This window comes from Coriobacteriia bacterium (genome assembly GCA_031292615.1).
Lineage (GTDB): Bacteria > Actinomycetota > Coriobacteriia > Anaerosomatales > JAAXUF01 > JARLGT01.
In genome coordinates this window covers 1-19,877 of the sequence record JARLGT010000110.1, presented here as the reverse complement: position 1 = coordinate 19,877, position 19,877 = coordinate 1, and the positions used below count along the sequence as shown (strand labels likewise).

The following is a 19,877-nucleotide window of genomic DNA, read 5'->3' as shown; positions in this document are numbered from 1 at the left end:
TCTCAGACCTCACCGTCGAGCACGCACGCCACCTGACGACCTCCGGCACCGCCATCACCTGCGCGACGTGCCACGCGAGCGGCGACGCCACGGTCGTCTCAGCCATCGCCACGGGCAACTCGGCCTGCAGTGCGTGCCACGGGGCGACGTCAGGCCACGAGTCCCTGCACGTAACTACGGTCACCCCCGCGTGCGCTGGTGCCGGCTGTCACGTCGGCACGAGCCTGACGTCGATCCACATCAACTCCGGCACCACGCTTACTTGCGACTCGTGCCACAAGTCCACCGACCCCGCAGTCGTCGCCGCCATCGCGGGGCACGACCTGAGCTGCACTGGTTGCCACGGCAGCGCAGGGCATACGGCGGTTCACGACACCACCGTCAGCGCCTCGTGCGCCGGGCCTGCGTGCCACGCTGGCAGCAACCTCATCGCTATCCACATCAACTCGGGCACGACGCTTTCGTGCGCGAGCTGCCACACCAGCAGCGATTCGAAGGTCGTCGCCGCCATCTCGGGCGGCGTGACGGACTGCTCGGCGTGTCATGACGTAGCGAACGCGCACGGTGACTTGAACGCTGTGCATACGGCGCAAGTCAGCCCGGGGACGATCGTCTTCTTCGACAGTTCTTCGAGTCACGCCATCCAGAGATCAGGCGAGGTCGATCTGAGCGCCGACTGCACCATGTGCCACGCGACGACCAACTTGTTGAGCCTCCACGCGAACGACTGCTCGATCTGTCACTCGGGCTCCGCGCCTCCGGCCGCCAGCTTCCCGTCTTGGAACAAGACGTGCTCGCAGGGCAGTTGTCATCCGACCTACCACGACAACGCTTCGTCCGCGCACGACGACGAGGCGTCCGACAGTTGCAGTTGTCACGACACCGGTGCCGACATCAGCACCGCCAACCCGGCGTTCTGCGGCGAGTGCCACGCGTTGGGAGCCGATACAACGCCTCCGACGACCACTTCGGACGCCCTCGCGTCCTACGTCGGCCCAGTATCGGTGACACTGACGGCCACTGACGACCGCGAACTCAAGGCCACGTACTATCGCCTCGACGGTGGAGCCACGAGCACTGTGAGCGGCGGGACGGTGTACGTCGCCTCTCCCGCGTCCGGCTCGCAGTCCCACACGCTCGAGTACTGGTCGGTTGACTGGTCGGGCAACATGGAAGTGCCGCATACCGCGCTCTTCTCGGTCTCTGCCGACACGCAGGCGCCGGTGACCAGCTCCGACGCAAAGGCGACGTACGCCGGTCCTGTGACGATCAACCTGACCGCCACCGACAACGCAACGAGCCTGGGAGTGCGCGCGACGTACTTCCGTTTCGACACGGGGGCGAACCAGACCGGCACGACCGCGACGTTGCCTCAGCCAGGGTCGGGCGCAGAAACGCACACGATCCACTTCTGGTCTGTCGACTATGCGGGCAATATCGAAGCCGAGAAGAGCGCCACGTTCACCGTCAACGCGGATCTCGTCGCTCCCACAACGACGAGCAACCTGCTTCCGGCGCCGAAGTACTACCCGGGCGCCGGAAGTCCCGGCAAGATCGTGATCAGCCTCTATCCGACCGACCCGAGCCCGTCTTCGGGGATCGCCGGGATCTACGTCGACTCGACAAACCCCAACACGTGGTGGGGCGATAATCACCAGGCAGGCTGGAACGCAGCTGCTGGTGCGTACCAGCTCGGTATGTGGGTGTTCGCGAGCGGAGACTACCCGGTGACGTGGTATGCCACCGACAACGCCGGCAATGTCGAGTCTCCTAAGACGACCATCATCAAGGTCGACGCCGACAGGCCGGTCACGACCTCGAACGCTATATCCCAGCACACGTACGTCGGCGACCAAACCTTCACTCTTTCAGCGACGGACACCGGCGGCTCCGGCTTGGCGAACACGTACTGGCGACTCGACGGTGGCCCACTAACCACTGGCACAGTCATCCCGGTTCCAGCGCCCGCATCGGGGACCGTGAGCCACACGATCAACTACTACTCGACGGACAATGCGGGCAACCAGGAGCTTGGTCTGGCCTACACGATGTTCTACGTGCAAGCCGGCCCCGACACGATTCCCCCGACAGGTGCGGTGACGATCAACGCCGGCGCAGCTTGGACCAACACGACGGCCGCGTCGATTGTCGCGTCGGCGACTGACAATATCGGCGTCTCCCAGATGCGGTTCAGCAACGACACCGTGACTTGGAGCGCGTGGGAGACCTACTCGGTCATCGCCAAGAGCTGGACGCTTGCGTCGGGCAACGGCACCAAGACGGTATACGCGCAGTACAAGGACGCGGCAGGCAACGTGAGCGCGACGGCCACCGACACTATCGGGCTAGACGGAACGGCCCCTGTGACGTCGAGCGACGCCACGCCAGGACAGACCTACATCGGCGCGAAGACGTTCACGCTGACGCCAGCGGACACCGGTGGCTCGGGCGTCGCCTCGACCTTCTGGCAGCTGGATTCGACGAGCGGGGCATGGACGGCCGGCACGTCTGTTCCGGTCGCCGCGCCGTCATCGGGAACGGTGTCCCACACGCTCTACTGGTACTCCACCGACGCCGCCGGCAACCGCGAGAGCAACAAGAGCGTGACGTTCAACGTCTCCGCGCCGCCTCCCGACACGATCGCACCCACAGGCTCGCTGCGCATCAACTCCGGCGCGGCTTGGACCGCAACGACGACGGTTTCGATCGTAGCTTCGGCCACCGACAACGTGGCAGTGGCCCAGATGCGGTTCAGCAACGACACCGTTACTTGGAGCGCGTGGGAGACCTACTCCACCGCGGCCAAGAGCTGGATCCTTGCTTCGGGCAACGGGACCAAGTCGGTCTACGCGCAGTACAAGGATGCGGCCGGTAACGTGAGCGCGACCGCTACGAGCACCATTGGGCTCGACACGATTGCGCCCGTCACGACGGCGGTCATTAACGCCCCGGCCAACGGCGCGGGTACGGTGACTCTCAACGTCAGCGAGTCGGGAAGCGGAGTCCAGTCGACCAAGTACATTCTGACGACTGGCGGCGTCGCAGGCGCCCAGCAATCCTACGCTGGCGCCATTCCGCTTGCCGCGCCTGTGAGCGGGTCGACCGTCTACTCGGTCGAGTACTGGTCGGTAGACAACGCAACCAACACCGAGAGCCCGCATAAGTTCACCGGCACGATCATGATCAACGCCCCAGCGGCCATCTCCACCCTCAGCGCCACGCTCACCTCGGGGAGCTTGCACGCTTTCAAGCACTTCGTCTTCTACGACGAGCACGGGACCTCGATCGGCGATAGCGGTTGGATGACCGACGATCACACGGGCAGCTATTCGCTCCAAGTGCCCTCCGGTCACGCGTACACGATGTTCGTGGAGTGGTGGATTCCGGCATACGACAACAACGGCACGGACTCCGATACGTTCTCGGACTCCCGCGCGGTCACTGCGGCCGAGGCGCAACCCGGTGCGACTGTCTCGTGGACGGTCAACTACTAGCGACCCGTGAAACTGGGACGCGAAGTCAATACAGCGCGCCAGTCGAGGCCCCCGCGCACGCGGGGGCCTCGCTCTTCTTGGACGGGGAGAACTGCGAGTCTGCGCGCCGTCGGGTACACTGAACTCTCCAACCCCGAGAACGGAGAGGAGCGCGACATGGCCGAACTGCCCAAGGTCGACAAGATCTGGATGGACGGCGAGCTGGTCGACTGGGACAAGGCTCAGGTTCACGTACTCACGCACGCGCTCCACTACGGTTCAGGCGTTTTCGAGGGCATCCGCGCGTACACGACCGCCGACGGCGCTGCCGTGTTCCGCCTCACCGACCATATGAAGCGTTTCGAGCGCAGCGCCAAGATGCTCTTCATGGACCTCGGCTACACCGTCGAAGAGATGGTTGAGGCCGTCAAAGAGACCATCCGCGTCAACAAGCTCCCGGCCTGCTACATTCGCCCGCTCGCGATTCGTGGCTACGGCGCCATGGGCGTCGATCCGATCCCCGCGCCGGTGCAGGTCATTATTGCCTGCTGGCCGTGGGAGAGCTACATGGGCGAGGCCGCCCTTCGCGAGGGCGTCGACGTGGGCGTCAGCTCGTGGCGTCAGCGTGGCATCAACTCGATGCCGCCGGCGATCAAGGCCACCGGCAACTACCTCAACTCCAGCTTCGCCCGTATCGAGGCGAACCAGCACGGCTACAACGAGGCCGTCATGCTCAACGAAGAGGGCAAGGTCTGCGAGGGTACGGGCGAGAACCTCTTCATCGTCCGAGACGGCGTCATCTCGACACCGCCCGTCTCCGATGGCCTGCTCGAGGGCATCACCCGGGACTCGATCATGGTGATCGCCGATGACCTCGGCTATCCCGTCTTGGAAGAGTCGCTCGTGCGCACCGACCTCTACACCGCTGATGAGATGTTCATGACCGGCTCGGCGGCCGAGGTTGTGCCGGTTCGCTCGGTCGACCATCGGGTGATCGGTCCGGCCGGTCCGATCACGCTCGATCTGCAGCAGACGTTCTTCAAGGTGGTACACGGCGAGGTTGCCGAGTACGACGAGTGGCTCGAGCGCGTCTAACGCAGGCGTGTCTTGCATGCAACGTAGGACTGAGAGAGGCTCGTCTTGGGGGGGACAACCGCAGCCGAGGGTTTGAGGCTCCTAGGGCCGTACTTGGTCGGGGCGGCAATCGCCCTCTGCCTCGCCCTTGTCTTCGCCGCGCTCCAGCGCGACCGGATCGGTCGGTGGCTGTCCGAGCTTACGGAGCAGGGGACGCCGGACGCGGGCGCGATTGCGCTTGCTGTCCTTTGCTCCTTGGGCATCTTGGCGTTCTTCGCGGGGATTGAGCTGATCGCAACAGCGCTGTTCTTTGCCGGCCGCGGCATCGTGCCATCTATCGTTCTCGCCGCCAGCGTTCTCGCCGCCGGCCTGATGGCTCTGGGAGTTCGTCGGCTCGTCAAGCGAGGGCGGATCACGCAAGTCTTCGCGCTGACGGTCGTCACATGCGTTCTTGTGTCCACCTTCGGGCTGTTCGCGGCCAGCCGTCTTTACGACGTGTCGTGGGACGGGCAGTGGATACACCAACCAGCCGCCGTGGTTCTTGCCAACGGCTGGAACCCGGTCTCCGATCCCATGGCGGCAACGGTGAAGGTGGGCCAGTGGCGCCCCGACCTCAAGGGCGCCGTGTGGACGATCGGCATCCAGAACTTCGCGAAGGGGATGTGGATCCGCACGGGCGCGATCTACGCATTCACGCGCCACATCGAGATGAGCAAGGCGGGCAACCTCGTCCTCCTCTTCGTCCAGTTCGTCGTTTGGTTCGCGCTCGCGCTGCGTCTCGCACCGCGCCGGTGGTGGACCGCACTGCTTGTGGGAACGCTCGCTGCGGTCAATCCCATCGTTCACGTTCAGCTGTTCACGTATAAGAACGACGGACAGCTCGGCTCGCTGTTCACCATCGCGCTTGGGCTCGGATGCCTCGCCCTGGCCGGTGAAGGCGGCTGGCCGACCGTCCTCGGCGCGAGTCTCGCCCTTCTGATGTTGTGCACAATCAAGTTCACCGGGTTGGTCTATGCGGCCGTGCTCGTGGTCGGTCTCGTGGCGGGGCTTGTCGTCATGCGTCGATTCAGGCAACACCAAGTGCTGGTGGCCGCGCTTGCGCTGACCGTTTTGATTGCCGTGGGGTTCGTCGGCTACAACCCGTACGTCTTCAACACGCAGCACTACGGGAGCCCCTTCTATCCGCTCGTGGGCCGCGGCGCAGTCGACACCCTCACGGACCAATCGCCTAGGGACTTCGCGCAGATTGGCAACGGCGAACGCCTCTTCCGATCGCTGTTCTCCAAGGCCGAAGACGAGCGACTGTTGGGGAACACGCCGGTCAGCACCGAGCTCAAGGTTCCGTTCACGCTGTACGCCTCCGAGCTGCGACCCTACTTGGGGTTCGACACCCGGGTTGCGGGATTCGGGCCGTTGTTCAGCGGTGCGCTGGTGCTGGCGGTTGTGTTGCTCGGCCTGCTCCTATTCGAGTACTACCGGGCGAGGTCGAGGACGCTTGCCGTCGGGATGCTCGTGATTGGTGTGCTGCTCGTCTCGGTGGCTGCGAACCCCGCGGCTTGGTGGGCGCGGTACACGCCTCAGATATGGCTGATTCCCGTGGTTGTGGCGGCGCTCGCGCTTTTGGAGTGGCGTTCCGGAGTGCGGGCCTACCTGGCGTACGCGCTGTGCTTCGTACTGGTCGCAAACGCTGCGATCGTGGGCACGATCAACTTCGCAAACGTGGTTCATGGCACCAGCGAGATGTCGGCGGCCCTCGAGCGCGCGCGGACCTGGCCCGGCGGCGTGCTCCTGAAGACGGGGGATTTCGAGACGAGTTGGACCAAGCTCAACGAGCGCGGCGTGCGCTGGCGCCTCGTTGGCAGTCAGTTCTCGGGGCGAGGCGGTCTGACCGTCCCGTACTCCACGATGACCCTCTACCCTCGCTCCCAAGGCGGCTCGTCGCAGGGGGGCAGCAAGGCTTCCCCGTAGTGGTGCGCTAACATGGAGTCACTTCGTTGGCCCATCTTGAAGGAGCACCAGGTGGTCACCCTCTACGACACAACCCTGCGCGACGGAACACAGCGCGAGGGCATGTCGCTGTCCGTCGAGGACAAACTGCGCATTGCAGCCAAGCTCGACCTGCTCGGCGTGCACTACATCGAGGGCGGTTTCCCGGGCTCCAACCCCAAGGACATCGAGTTCTTCGAGCGTCTGGGCGAGCTGAAGCTGGAGCAGGCCGTCATCACCGCGTTCGGCCCCACGTGTCGCAAGGACACGCCCGCCGAGGATGACGCGGGGCTGGACTCTCTGATCGTGACGGGTTGCAAGGCGTTGTGCATATTCGGCAAGGCGTGGGACATCCACGTGACCGAGACGCTGCAGACCAGCCTGCCCGAGAACGTGCGCATGGTGCGCGACTCGGTGTCCTATCTCAAGACGCAGGTTGACGCCGTCTTCTTCGATGCCGAGCACTTCTTCGACGGGTGGAAGGCCAACCGCGACTACGCGCTGGAGGTCGTCCGCGCGGCGGCCGACGCCGGTGCCGACTGCGTCGTCCTGTGCGACACCAACGGCGGCGTCCTGCCGCACGAGATCGCACAGATCGTCACGGAGTTGCGCGGGCTGGTGGACGTTGACCTGGGCATCCACACGCACAACGACTCCGGCTGCGCGGTGGCCAACTCGCTTGTGGCCATCGACGCCGGCTGCGTGCACGTGCAAGGCACGGTCAACGGCTACGGCGAGCGTGCCGGCAACGCCGACCTGATCTCGATCATCCCGTCACTCGTCATCAAGATGGGCGACACCGCGCTCTCGGCCGAGCAGCTGAAGCTCGTCACCGAGATCAGCCACTTCGTTGCTGAGACCGCCAACATCTCGCCCAACCCGTTTGCGCCCTACGTGGGTACGAGCGCGTTCGCGCACAAGGGCGGCGTCCACGCGAGCGCCGCCGCGCGCTTGCCTGAGGCCTACGAGCACGTCGACCCGGCACGCGTTGGCAACTTCGCACGCGTCGTGGTCAGCGAGCTCGCGGGGCGTGCGTCGCTGACGATGAAAGCCGCCGAGCTCGGCATCGACCTTTCTGGCGACCAGGAAGAGGTCGCTGCGGCTCTGGATGCAATCAAGGAGCTGGAGTATCAGGGCTACTCGTTTGAGGCTGCCGACGGCTCGCTGTCGGTCATGCTCAAGAAGCGTCTCGGCACGTACGAGGGGGCGTTCCAGCTCGAGTCGTTCCGCGTCATCGCCGAGAAGCGCGAGGACGGCCGGGTGATGACCGAGGCCACCATCAAAGTCTACGCAGGCGGGCATCGCTACATCGCCACTGCTGAGGGCAACGGCCCCGTCAACGCACTGGACAAGGCGTTGCGCGCGGCCATCGGCCGCTTCTACCCGCGCCTCGACAAGATCTCGCTGGAGGACTACAAGGTCCGCGTGCTCGACGAGACTCGCGGTACCGGAGCGGTCACGCGCGTGCTGATCGAATCGACCGATGGAGTAAAGAGCTGGGGCACCGTGGGTGTCTCGGAGAACATCATCGAAGCCTCGTGGGAGGCGCTCGTGGACTCGATCGACTACGGGCTGACGGCGGGCGAAGCCTAGCCGCCGTCTACCGACTCGTGGCCTGTTTGCCCTCGCAAGTAGCAGGAGACGGAGCACCGGAGTGGAAGCCAAGACCCCAGGGACGTCATTCGACTGGATCCGGGGTTCTGGTATGCGCGTTGTTCGCCTGCGTCACGAGGGAGACTGTCGGTACGGTCTCGCCGACGAGACCACCGTCACCCTGATCAGCGACGAGCCGTTCGCTGCGTGGGAGCCCGAAGGCGTCCTCCCGCTCTCGGAAGCTCACCTCTTGTGCCCCGTCACCCCCACCAAGATCGTCTGCGTGGGCCTGAACTATCGCAAGCACATCGCGGAGATGGGCCACGAGACGCCCCGCACCCCGATCATCTTCATCAAGCCGTCCACCTCGGTCATCGGCCCCGGACAGGCGATCCAGATTCCCGAGGGCATCGGCCGAGTCGATCACGAGGCCGAGCTGGGAATCGTCATCGGGCGTCGTACGCGCAACGTCTCGCCCGGGCAGGCCGCCGAGCACGTCATCGGCTTCACGTGCGGCAACGACGTCACGGCTCGCGATATCCAGAAAGCCGACGGCCAGTGGACCCGCGCCAAGGGGTTCGACACGTTCTGCCCGCTCGGGCCGTGGGTGGCCGACGTGGACCCGGCCGACCTTGAGGTCATGTGCCTCGTCAACGGCGAGGTGCGCCAGCAGGCGCGTACGAGCGACATGCTGTTCGGCGCCTACGACCTTGTGAGCTGGGTGAGTGGAGCCATGACACTGGTCCCCGGCGACGTGATCTTGACCGGCACACCGGGTGGGATCAGCGAGCTGTTCCCGGGCGACACCGTCGAGGTTCGCATCGAGGGAGTCGGCTCGCTGGTCAACCCCGTGGTGGCTGCTGAGGTCTGAGTTCGCTCGGCTCGGCCACGCCCGCTCCGTACCCCCGGCCGTGATAGGGTATGGATTCCGCCCCAAAGTGAATCAGGGGCGAGAGCCATCGTTCGGCAACCTTCGAAAGGCGACGGCTGACCCCGTTGTTCGCCGACCGCAACATCTCGCTCGTCGTGCTCGCTCGCTTCATCTCGCGTGTGGGTGGCACCGCCGTGTTCTTCGTCGGCATCTGGGGTGTCGCGGCCTACCACTTCAACGTGACCGCCTCCACCCTCGCCATCCTCATGGCCGGAAGCAGCATCACCGGCATCATCGGCTCGGTGGTGGCGGGGGTCCTGGTCGACCGCATCGGCCCGCGCAAGGTGCTGCTCGGCGCCGAGCTGCTGACTATCCCGGTAATGGTGGCGCTCTCCTTCGCGCACACGTACTCCACGTTTGTTGGCATCGCGTGGCTCTTTGGGCTGGTCGGCTCGCCGACGTTTACGGCGGGTGCCGCGTTCGCGCCGTATCTCGTGCGCGGCAGGCCGCGCGACTTGGAGCGCATCAACGGGTGGATCGAGGCTGCCGGCTCGGCCGGATTCGTGCTCGGCCCGGCGCTCGGTGCGCTGTGTGCCAGCCTCTGGGGCTTGCCCTCGGTCTTCATCGTGGCGGCGGTCGCGGCGGCGGTCGCGGCGGTCGTGGTGTGGTTCGTGCATATCAACGTCGCCGAGAGAACGGGCGAGGAGCAGCACCCGCTGGCCGAGCTGAAGGACGGCCTGCGGGTCGCCTACACCACGCGCGCGCTGCGCTACGCGATCCTCGTCGGCACCACGGTGTGGTTTGGCTTCGGTGCGTTCTCGGCGCTCGAACCGCTGTTCTACCGCGACGTCGTGCACGTAGGCGTGGAGTGGATCGGCTGGATGAACACGTTCTTCAGCTTCGGACTAGTCTTGGGCGCGTGGGGCCTGTCCCGGCTGCCGGCCAAGGTCGTCTCGTCACGCGGTCTGTGCGTGGTCGGTGCGCTGTGCGGGCTGGGCGCCATCGCGTACGTTGGTTCGACGCAGCTGCCGCTCATCGCGGCCGGTGCCGCAGTGTGGGGATTGGTGATCGGGCTGGCCGAGCCGCTGCTGAGAACGATGCTGCAGGTTGCGGCGCCCGAGGGCTACGTCGGGCGCGTCGTCGGTGCGGCGCAGTACCATCGCGAGGCGGGGGAGCTCGTGCCGCTTGCAATCGCTCCAGCCGCAGCTGCGGCGTTTGGCGTCCAACCGACGCTGATCGCAGGGGGAGTGATTGTCGCCGTCCTGCTGCTGCTGACGTGGCCCGCCGCCGCTTCGATCGACCGCGAGCTTGCGGAGCAAGGCCTGGTCGCAGGCCGGGCGGCGTCCGGTCCGGCCCGCGTGGGCATCGGCGACGAGGTGTTGTAGGCCGACGACCAGCCTTGCCGATACGCCCGCTCGCGTCTGTCACGCGGGCAGGCCGCTCGTCTGGATTCGGCCGCCGCTCGGCCCTTCGGACCCCCAGTATGTCGGTGCTGCGTGGTATCCTGACCGCGATATGTTGTGGTTCTCGGCTGCACGCTTGGGGAGTCAGTTTCCATGTCGGAAGATCGCGTTCGCACGCCCGAAGTCGATGAGCTCCTGCGGGCTTTTCTGCTCCTGAACACCGAGGATGAGGCCTACGCGCTGCTCCTCGACCTGTGCACGATTCGCGAGATCCAGGACATGGCCCAGCGCCTCCAGGTCGCGCGCATGCTGGCCGCCGGCGAGCACTACTCGGCGATACAGGAGAGCACGGGCGCCTCGGCGACCACGATCTCTCGTGTCAGCAAGTCGCTGAACTACGGAGCAGACGGCTACGCGCGCGTTCTCGGCAAGCTTGCCGAGGGCGCAGATCGCGCCTAGGCGCCATGTCCTTCGTCCACCTGCACACCCACTCCGAGTACTCGATGCTGGACGGCGCTGCCCGCGTTAAGGCGCTGGTGCAGCAGGCGGTCAACTTCGATATGCCGGCGCTCGCCATCACCGACCACGGCTACATGTATGGCGCGGTCGACTTCTACAAGACGGCGACCAAGGCCGGCGTCAAGCCGATCATCGGCTGCGAGGTCTACTTCACGCCGGGGACGCGCGGCAAGCGCGAGGGCAAGCCCAACCTGTATCACCTGTTGCTACTGGCCAAGAACAACGAGGGCTACCGCAACTTGATGGCGCTCGTCTCTGAGGCGGCCGTCAACGGCTTCTACTACAAGCCGCAGGTCGACCTGGAGCTGCTCGAGCAGTACTCCGAGGGGCTCGTGGCGACCTCGGCGTGCATGAGCGGCATCCTGTCGAAGTCCATCGAGATGGGCCAGCCTGACGAGGCGCGCAAGTGGGCCGAGACGTACTCGCGCATCTTCGCGCCCGGCGACTTCTACGTCGAGCTGCAGGAGCAGGGCATCGTCGCCAACAACGGCACCTCGCAAAAGCAGCTCAACCGCGAGCTTTCCAGCATCGCGCGGGAGCTGGGCCTGCCCACGGTGGCCACCAACGACATCCACTACCTCACGCGCGAGGACGCCAAGACCCAGGACCTGCTGCTGTGCATCGGCACCGGCTCGACCGTCGACCAGCCGGGGCGCATGAAGTTCTCGTGCGACGAGTTCTACATGAAGACCGCCGACGAGATGCGCCAAGCCATCGGCGAGTACGAGGAGGCGCTCTCCAACACCCTCGAGATCGCCGAGAAGTGCAACGTCGACATGGAGTTCGGCAAGATCATCCTGCCGAAGTTCGAGGTGCCCCAGGACTCCAGCGAGGACAAGTTCCTGCGCGAGCAGTGCATCATCGGCCTGAAGGAGCGCTACGGCGACCCGATCGATCAGCAGTACATCGACCGGCTCGACTACGAGCTGTCGATCGTCACTCCCAAGGGGATCTCGGCGTACTTCCTCATCGTCCAGGACTTCACCAAGTGGGCCAAGGACCAGGGAATCGGCGTTGGTCCTGGCCGAGGCAGCGCGGCGGGCTCCATCATCGCTTACTCGCTCGGTATCACGAACCTCGACCCCATCGCCAACGGTCTGCTCTTCGAGCGCTTCCTCAACCCCGAGCGCACGGAGATGCCCGATATCGACATGGACTTCGACGATGAGCGACGGGGCGAGGTCATCGACTATGTCAAGCGCAAGTATGGTGAGGACAAGGTCGCCCAGATCATCACCTTTGGCACCATGAAGGCTCGCGCAGCCGTGCGCGACGCCGGGCGCGTGCTGGGCTACCCCTACGGCGTGCCCGACAAGATCAGCAAGATGATCGTCGAAGATCTCGGCGCCACCATCAAGTCGTCGTTGGCCCAAAACGCGGAGTTCCAGGCCGACTACGACTCGAACCCTGACACGAAGCGAATCGTCGACGCAGCCTCTGCGCTCGAAGGCATTGTGCGCGGCGAGGGCATTCATGCCGCCGGCGTCGTTATCTGCCGAGACCCGCTGCACTTCTACGTGCCGGTCAAGTACGACACCAAGGGTGGCTCGGTCATCACGCAGTACGACGGTCCTACCGTCGCCGACATGGGCCTGCTCAAGATGGACTTCCTCGGCCTGCGTACGCTTACCGTCATCGCCGATGCGGTCAAGAACGTGAAGACGTCACACGACATCGATCTGGTGCCCGACGACTTTCCACTAGACGACCCCGACACGTTTGCTCTGCTGCAGCGCGCCGATACGGTGGGCGTCTTCCAGGTCGAGTCGCCCGGCATGCGCCAGCTGCTCAAGGACTTGGTTCCCACCACGTTTGCCGACATCGTCGCGGTGCTTGCGCTTTACCGCCCGGGTCCGCTCGGCAGCGGGATGGTCAAGGACTTCGTGGAGCGCAAGCACGGGCGTCGCGCGATCACGTACTACGACGATCGCCTCAAGGAGATCCTCGAGGAGACGTACGGCGCGATCGTCTACCAGGAACAGGTCATGCGTATCTCGATGACCATGAGCGGCTTTACGGCTGCCAAGGCCGACAAGCTGCGCAAGGCGATGGGCAAGAAGGACATCGAAGTGCTCAAGCCGATGCGTGACGCTTGGGTCGAAGGCGCCGGTTCGCAAGGCTACGACACCAAGATGGCCGCGAGCATGTGGGAGGACATCCTCAAATTCGCCGAGTACGCGTTCAACAAGAGCCACTCGGCGGCCTACGGTCTACTCACGATGCAGACCGCCTATCTCAAGGCGCACTATCCGCTCGAGTACATGGCGGCGGTGCTGACCAGCTACACCGGCAAGACAGACAAGATCGTTCACTACGTTGCCGAGTGCAACCGCGCGAACTACCACGTGCTGCCACCTGACGTGAACACGTCGGGCGCCGACTTCACACCGGTACCCGGCGAGGGGATCCGCTTCGGCTTGGCCGGCATCCGCGGCGTAGGCGAGGGTGTGGTCGCCGAGATCGCGCGGGTGCGCCAAGAGGGAGGCGTCTTCACGTCGCTGCAGGACTTCTGCGCTCGAGTCGACATGCGGCAGGCCAACAAGAAGACGATTGAGGCGCTCATCAAGGGCGGCGCCTTCGACTCTACCGGCTACACGCGCAAGCACCTGCTCTCGATGATGGACTCGGCAGTCGACTCGGCGCTCAAGCGCGCCAAGGACGTCGACTCGGGGCAGGTCTCGATGTTCGACATGTTCGCGGCCGAGGACTCGGGCTTTGCCGAGGACGTCCCCGAGCCCAATGGCGACGAGTGGGACAAGAAGATGAGGTTGGCGTTTGAGAAGGAGATGCTGGGCATCTACGTCTCCGACCACCCGCTTCGCGAGATCGCCGATGAGGTCCGCCGAGCCGCCGACTACTCGCTGGGCGACATCGACGAGCTTGCGGACGGCACCACCGGCTGGTTTGCCGGCATTCTGGCCGCCGTCGTGCCTCGACCCACCAAGAAGGGGACGATGATGGCCATCGTCACCCTCGAAGACCTCGACGGTTCTATCGAGGCCGTGCTGTTCCCCCAGACGTACGATGCGTTTCGCGACTTGGTCGCCGTCGACGAGGTCGTGCGGCTCAAGGCGCGCCTTGAGGACTCCGATCGCGGCAAAAAGCTGATCGTCAGCGAGCTGCAGCCGTTCGATGGTGAGGCGTTCGCCTCACCGCCCAGCCGCATCGTGATCACTACGGATGGTGGGGCGCTGGTCAACGGGCGTCACGAGAAGCTCAAATCCGTGCTCGGCCACTTCCCAGGCCGCGACTTTGTCGAGATGCACGTCTGGGACGAGGACACGCAGCACACCATCGTGTGCAAGATGGCCGAACGCGTGGAAGCCGGGGCCACCGGGCTGCACGCCGAGCTCATCGAGCTCTTTGGTGGCGATGCGATCTCTGAAGAGGGTCGGGCGCTGCGCCAGCCCGAGGTTCGTCGCTGGGCGACCAAGGCCTAGAGCGGCCCACACAGCCACTGCTTGGAGAGTCATCGTTGCACTACAGCACTCTACTGTGATAGAGTGACCGCGTTCAGTACCGACCACCCCGCGCCGGCTGAAGCCGGCGCTGCACACCTCAGAGGGGATGTCAGATCTGATGCGTCCTGTGACCGCACGCGGATTCCGCGATGTCCTACCTGCCGAGGCCGCGGAGCGCGACGCGGTGTCGCGCGCGATCGCCGACGAGTTTGCCTCGTGGGGCTACGGCCTTGTCGAGACCCCGGTAGCCGAGGACTTGGCCGCGCTCGAGGCGGCTGCAGGTCCGCTCCAAGGCACCGCGTTTCGATTGATCGATCTGGACGGTCGCCTGCTCGCGCTGCGTCCGGATATGACCGTTCCCATCGCGCGCTTGGTGGCTTCGCGATTGTCCGGCGTTCCCGGGCCGCACCGCTTCCGCTACGCCGCAGAAGTCTTCCGCGAGCACGAGTCGCTGCGCGGTCAGGCTCGGCAGTTCTCGCAGGCTGGAGTCGAGCTCATCGGCGAGGAGGGCCCGTCGGCCGACGCGGAGGTCGTCTCGCTGCTGGTCGCCGCGCTCGACGCTGCCGGTCTTCCGGAGTTCACGATTGCCATCGGCACGGTCGCGGTGCTGCACGCCATTCTCACGGCTGCCGAGGCGCCGGCTGCCTGGAACGAGGCCGTCTTGGCCGCCGCGCACGAGCGCAACCTCGTCGGCCTCGACGTGCTCGCCCGCGATGCCGCCAACCCCGCAGTCGCTCGCGCGCTCTCGGCTGTCCCGCGCATCCGTGGAGGCCGCGAGGCCATCGTCGCCTGCCGAGAAGCCACAGCGGGTCTCGGCTGTGAGGACGCACTCGACCAACTCTCCCGGGCATGGACGCTGCTTGAGGCTTCGGGCGCCGCATCGCGCGTGCTCGTGGACTTCTCGGTGATGCGTTCCTTCGACTACTACACGGGCCTGGTGCTCGAGGCGTACGCGCCCGGCCTCGGACTGCCGCTCGCCGGCGGAGGCCGCTACGACGGCGTGCTTGCGGCGTTCGACGCGCCAGCGCCGGCCATCGGCTTCGCGCTGGGACTCGAGCGCGTGATGATCGCGCTCATGGAGCAGCAGGCGCGCGTGAGCGTGCGCGGCTTGGATGCGGTTCTCGGCGGGGACGCGGCAAGTGCGCTGGAAGTCGCTCGCACTCTGCGCGCGGCAGGCTGGCATGTCGCGCTTTCGCAGCGCACGGGCCTCGGGCTCGTGCGCGAGGCGGAGCGTCTCGGCGCTGCCGAGGCGTTGCAGGCGCGTGCGGGCACGCAGCCGGTGCGGCTCGACCGCGAGGGCCAGCCGGCCCTTCCGCTCGAGGAGCCAACACCCTATCCACCGACGTCGACGTGGGCCGAGCCTGCGACCGATGCACCGAGCCTGGGAGGCACGCGCCCATGATCGCGCTTCGCGACGCTTCCGCGCCCCGCCCACTGCGCATCGCCGTTCCCAAGGGCGCGTTGTTCCCCGACAGCGTGCGGCTCCTGACCGAAGCCGGCCTCGACACTACGGGTCTGGCCGAACCGGGCCGCACCCTCATCATCCGCAATCCCGATGTCGAGTTCATCATCGCTCGGCCCACCGACGTACCCGTCTACATCGCCTACGGCGGTGCCGACTGCGCGATTGCGGGCAAAGACGTACTGGTCGAAGCGGCGCTGGACTCAGTTGAACTTGTCGACCTGCACTTCGGCGGTTGCCGCTTCATCGTGGCCGAACCCGAGGACGCGGGCTCGCAGGTTCGTGAGCGGCTGCAGCACCTGGGGGTGGTTCGCGTCGCGACCAAGTACCCCAACATCACGCAGACGTACTTCGATGGGATCGGCGTTCAGGTCGAGATTGTGAAGCTGCACGGTAACATCGAGCTCGCCCCGCTTATCGGTCTGGCCGACCAGATCGTCGATATCACCGCGACGGGTACTACCTTGAGGGAGAATCGCCTCAAGATCGTTGGCGAGGTGCTCGAGTCCACGGCGCGCTTCGTCGGCAATCCGGCGGCCGTGCGGACCGATCCCCGCGTCCTTGCTCTTGCCGACGCGCTCGCGGCGCTGCCGGTAGAATGACGATTCCGCGGCTGACCGCGAGATGAACACGAAAGGACCGAAACAGACTATGATGCGCCGAATCGAGCTCCAACCGGGACAGCGCCTGACCGATGCCGACCTCGCGCGTAGCGGGGGTGTCGACGCGGAGATCATCGGCGTTGCGGCCCGCATCGTCGACGACGTTCGTCAGCGCGGAGATGTCGCGCTTCGCGAGTACACACTGAACTTCGACAAGGCCGCCATCGAGAGCTTCCTCGTGACCCCCGAGGAGATCGAAACCGCGGTGGGACAAGTCGAGCCGGAGTTCCTCGACGCGCTGGCGACCGCCGCCGGCGCCATCGAGGACTTCCACAAGCGCCAGATTCCTCAGAGTTGGTTCACCACTCAGGAGGGTGGCGTCTTTCTCGGCCAGAAGGTCACGCCACTTAGGCGCGTAGGCATCTACGTGCCGGGTGGGCGCGCCAAGTACCCATCGAGCGTGCTGATGAACGCGATCCCGGCGTTCGTGGCGGGCGTCGACGAGGTCGCCATGGTCGTGCCACCGGCGGCCGACGGCTCGGTCAATCCCTACACGCTTGCCGCTGCAGCCGAGGCTGGCGTCGACGAGATCTATAAGGTGGGTGGCGCGCAGGCAGTGGCAGCCCTCGCCTACGGGACCGACTCCATCCCGCGCGTCGACAAGGTCGTCGGCCCCGGCAACGCATACGTCACCGCCGCCAAGAAGCTCGTCATGGGCGACGTAGGCATCGACATGCTCGCCGGCCCAAGCGAAGTCCTCGTTCTTGCCGACGAGACCGCCGTGCCGGCGTTCGTCGCAATCGACCTGATGGCACAGGCCGAGCACGACCCGCGCGCCGCAACCTACTTGGTGACGACCGATCCCGAGCTGCCCGACCTGGTCGAGGCCGCGCTCGCCGAGCTGATCGCCGAGTCGCCCCGAGGCGAGATCACTGCCCGCTCGCTCGCCGACAACGGGCTTGTCGTGGTGTGCCCCGATATCGTCGCGGCGCTCGATACGGTCGACCTGATCGCACCGGAGCACCTCGAGGTGCAGATGGCCGAGCCGTTCGACCTGCTCGGCAGCATCCGGAACGCTGGGGCCATCTTCCTGGGGCAGTGGACGCCGGAGAGTGTTGGCGACTACGTGGCCGGTCCCAACCACGTGCTTCCCACCGGCGGGACGGCGCGCTTCAGCTCGCCTCTGTCGGTCGACGACTTCATCAAGAAGTCCAGCGTGCTCTCGTACAGCTACGAGGCGCTCGCGATGGACAGCGACAGCGTGCTTGCGATCGCCGACAAGGAGGGCCTGTGGGCGCACGGTCGTGCGGTCTCGTTGCGCCTTGAGGCCGTCGAATCGTTCGTCGAGATGGACGAGGCCGACACCAAGATCGACCTCGGCGGTGCGGAAGCTGCACGCATCGAGTTCGACTTCGAGGTCGACGACTCGATCACCGAAGACGGCTACATGGATGAGGACGGCGGAGCTTAAGATGGCAAAGAACCTGCGCCCGTCTCGGCCCGAGCTCGAGGACCTCGTCCCGTACGACGCCAAGGAGGTCAAGGCTGAGGTCATCCTCGCGAGCAACGAGAACCCCGCCAACCTGCCCGGCGAGATATTGGCCAAGCTTGCGGCAAACCTGCCGTCGTTTCGCTTCAACCGCTATCCGGATCCCACCGCGCACGAGCTGCGTCGCCTGATCGCCGAGGCCAACGGCCTGGACGCCGAGAACGTGTTGGTCGGCAACGGCGGCGACGAGCTGATCTTCGACATGCTGCTGGCGTGGGGCGGTCCGGGTCGCAAGATACTGGACATGCCGCCCACCTTCACCATGTACGACATCGATGCCCAGGTCACCGGCACGGAAGTGGTGGGCATTCCTCGGCTTGCCGACTTCTCGATCGACCAGAAGGCGGTGCTCGCTCGCGTCGCCGAGGGTGACATCGACATCGTGGTCATCGCCAATCCCAACAACCCAACCGGCGGCCTGACCGACGAGTCGTTCCTTATCGAGCTGCTGCACACCACCGATGCACTCGTAATGGTCGATGAGGCGTACTTCGAGTTCAGCCGACAGACCATGCGTCAGCACATGACGCGCTGCGAGAACCTCGTGATCCTGCGCACGTTCTCCAAGGCGTTCTCGCTGGCCGGACTGCGCGTGGGCTACATGCTCGCGCATGCCGACGTGGTCACCGAGTTCATGAAGGTGCGCCAGCCCTACTCCGTCGACTCGTTCTCGCAGTGGGTTGCGGCAAGCGTCTTTCGCGACCGGATGGTCTTCGAGCAGGAGATTCGCGACATCGTTCGCGGCCGAGACCAGGTCATGCACGGCCTGTCGATGCTGCCCGAGGTGACGGTCTATCCTAGCGAAGCCAACTTCGTCCTGTTCCACGTCCAGCACGGTGCGGCACTCTGGCGCGACCTGCTGCACAACCACTCGGTGCTCGTACGGGACTTCTCTCGCGCGCCCGGACTCGAAGACTGCCTGCGCGTCACGGTAGGCACCGACGAGGAGAACCGCCGCTTCCTCGCGGCGATGGAAGACTGCCTCGCACACCGCCGAGCAAGCGACATCCTGGCCGCCGGCGACCGCGAGTAACAAACACCCGGGAAGGGGAGCGCACATGGGCCGCTCGGCGAGTATCACGCGCGAGACCCGCGAGACGCAGATCACGGTGACGCTCGACCTGGACGGCGGCGGCAAGGCTGCTGTGTCCACGGGCGTGCCGTTCTTCGACCACATGCTTGACGCCTTTGGGCGCCACGGGCTGTTCGACCTGACGGTCGACGCCAAGGGCGACTTGGAGATAGACGCGCATCACACCGTCGAGGATGTGGGCATCGTGCTGGGTCAGGCCGTCGCGAAGGCGCTAGCGGACAAGAGCGGCATCACGCGCTTCGGCTACACCGCGCTGCCCATGGACGAGGCGCTGGTACTGGCCGCCGTCGACATCTCCGGCCGGGGTGCGCTGTACTACGACGTCTCGCTGCCGATCGAGATCATCGGCACCTTCGACACGACGCTCGCCAAGGAGTTCCTCACTGCGCTCGCCACCAACGCGGGAATCACGCTGCACGTCCGCTCGCTTGCGGGCGAGAACGCGCACCACATCGTCGAGGCCGCGTTCAAGGCGGTGGCGCGGGCGCTTGCGGCCGCGGTCGCGCTCGACCCGCGCGTGAACGGCGTGCCTTCGACGAAGGGCGCGCTGTGAGCCCGCACATCGCAATCGTCGACTACAAGATGGGCAACCTGCGCAGCGTCCAGAAGAGCTTCGAGCACGCCGGCGTCGAGGACGTCGTGGTCACCGACGACCCGGCGCTGATCGAGGCCGCCGACGGCATCGTGTTGCCAGGCGTGGGCGCGTTTCGCGACGCCGCCTCCAACCTGCGCGAGAGCGGCGTCGAAGAGGTGCTGCGGCACAGGGTGGGAGCCGGCACGCCGTTCCTCGG

General features: G+C 65.6%; 14 protein-coding genes. All 14 read left to right on the top strand.

Annotated features, from left to right (window positions below):
* The coding region (locus tag P4L93_09860; protein ID MDR3687247.1) for a hypothetical protein at positions 1-3,494 on the top strand (3,494 nt) is incomplete at its 5' end.
* 156 nt (positions 3,495-3,650) lie between these two features.
* The gene (locus P4L93_09855) at positions 3,651-4,568 is read left to right on the top strand and encodes a branched-chain amino acid transaminase (GenBank protein ID MDR3687246.1); all 918 of its coding nucleotides are present in this window, start codon (positions 3,651-3,653) and stop codon (positions 4,566-4,568) included.
* 45 nt (positions 4,569-4,613) lie between these two features.
* A complete protein-coding gene (locus P4L93_09850) occupies positions 4,614-6,515 on the top strand; it encodes a hypothetical protein (GenBank protein ID MDR3687245.1) in 1,902 nt (633 codons plus the stop codon).
* Positions 6,516-6,527: 12 nt separating this feature from the next.
* The gene (gene cimA, locus P4L93_09845) at positions 6,528-8,126 is read left to right on the top strand and encodes a citramalate synthase (GenBank protein MDR3687244.1); all 1,599 of its coding nucleotides are present in this window, start codon (positions 6,528-6,530) and stop codon (positions 8,124-8,126) included.
* A gap of 112 nt (positions 8,127-8,238) precedes the next feature.
* Positions 8,239-8,997, top strand: a complete 759-nt coding sequence (locus tag P4L93_09840; GenBank protein ID MDR3687243.1) for a fumarylacetoacetate hydrolase family protein — start codon at positions 8,239-8,241, stop codon at positions 8,995-8,997.
* Between the two features lie 125 nt (positions 8,998-9,122).
* Positions 9,123-10,382, top strand: coding sequence for an MFS transporter (locus P4L93_09835; protein MDR3687242.1), 1,260 nt, complete (start codon positions 9,123-9,125; stop codon positions 10,380-10,382).
* A gap of 171 nt (positions 10,383-10,553) precedes the next feature.
* Positions 10,554-10,859, top strand: a complete 306-nt coding sequence (locus P4L93_09830; protein MDR3687241.1) for a YerC/YecD family TrpR-related protein — start codon at positions 10,554-10,556, stop codon at positions 10,857-10,859.
* A gap of 5 nt (positions 10,860-10,864) precedes the next feature.
* Positions 10,865-14,359 carry a DNA polymerase III subunit alpha gene (gene dnaE / locus P4L93_09825; protein ID MDR3687240.1) on the top strand — a complete coding sequence of 1,165 codons (3,495 nt, stop codon included), beginning with the start codon at positions 10,865-10,867 and terminating at the stop codon, positions 14,357-14,359.
* A gap of 127 nt (positions 14,360-14,486) precedes the next feature.
* Entirely contained in the window at positions 14,487-15,782 is a 1,296-nt protein-coding gene (hisZ, locus tag P4L93_09820) for an ATP phosphoribosyltransferase regulatory subunit (GenBank protein ID MDR3687239.1), read from the top strand.
* Positions 15,779-16,444, top strand: coding sequence for an ATP phosphoribosyltransferase (gene hisG, locus P4L93_09815; protein MDR3687238.1), 666 nt, complete (start codon positions 15,779-15,781; stop codon positions 16,442-16,444). Before hisZ ends, hisG begins: the two co-directional genes overlap by 4 nt.
* A gap of 49 nt (positions 16,445-16,493) precedes the next feature.
* Positions 16,494-17,915, top strand: coding sequence for a histidinol dehydrogenase (gene hisD / locus P4L93_09810; GenBank protein MDR3687237.1), 1,422 nt, complete (start codon positions 16,494-16,496; stop codon positions 17,913-17,915).
* A gap of 1 nt (position 17,916) precedes the next feature.
* A complete protein-coding gene (gene hisC, locus P4L93_09805; protein MDR3687236.1) occupies positions 17,917-19,026 on the top strand; it encodes a histidinol-phosphate transaminase in 1,110 nt (369 codons plus the stop codon).
* Positions 19,027-19,051: 25 nt separating this feature from the next.
* The gene (gene hisB / locus P4L93_09800; GenBank protein MDR3687235.1) at positions 19,052-19,639 is read left to right on the top strand and encodes an imidazoleglycerol-phosphate dehydratase HisB; all 588 of its coding nucleotides are present in this window, start codon (positions 19,052-19,054) and stop codon (positions 19,637-19,639) included.
* On the top strand, positions 19,636-19,877 hold a 242-nt coding region (gene hisH / locus P4L93_09795; protein MDR3687234.1), incomplete at its 3' end, for an imidazole glycerol phosphate synthase subunit HisH. The genes hisB and hisH, both read left to right, overlap by 4 nt.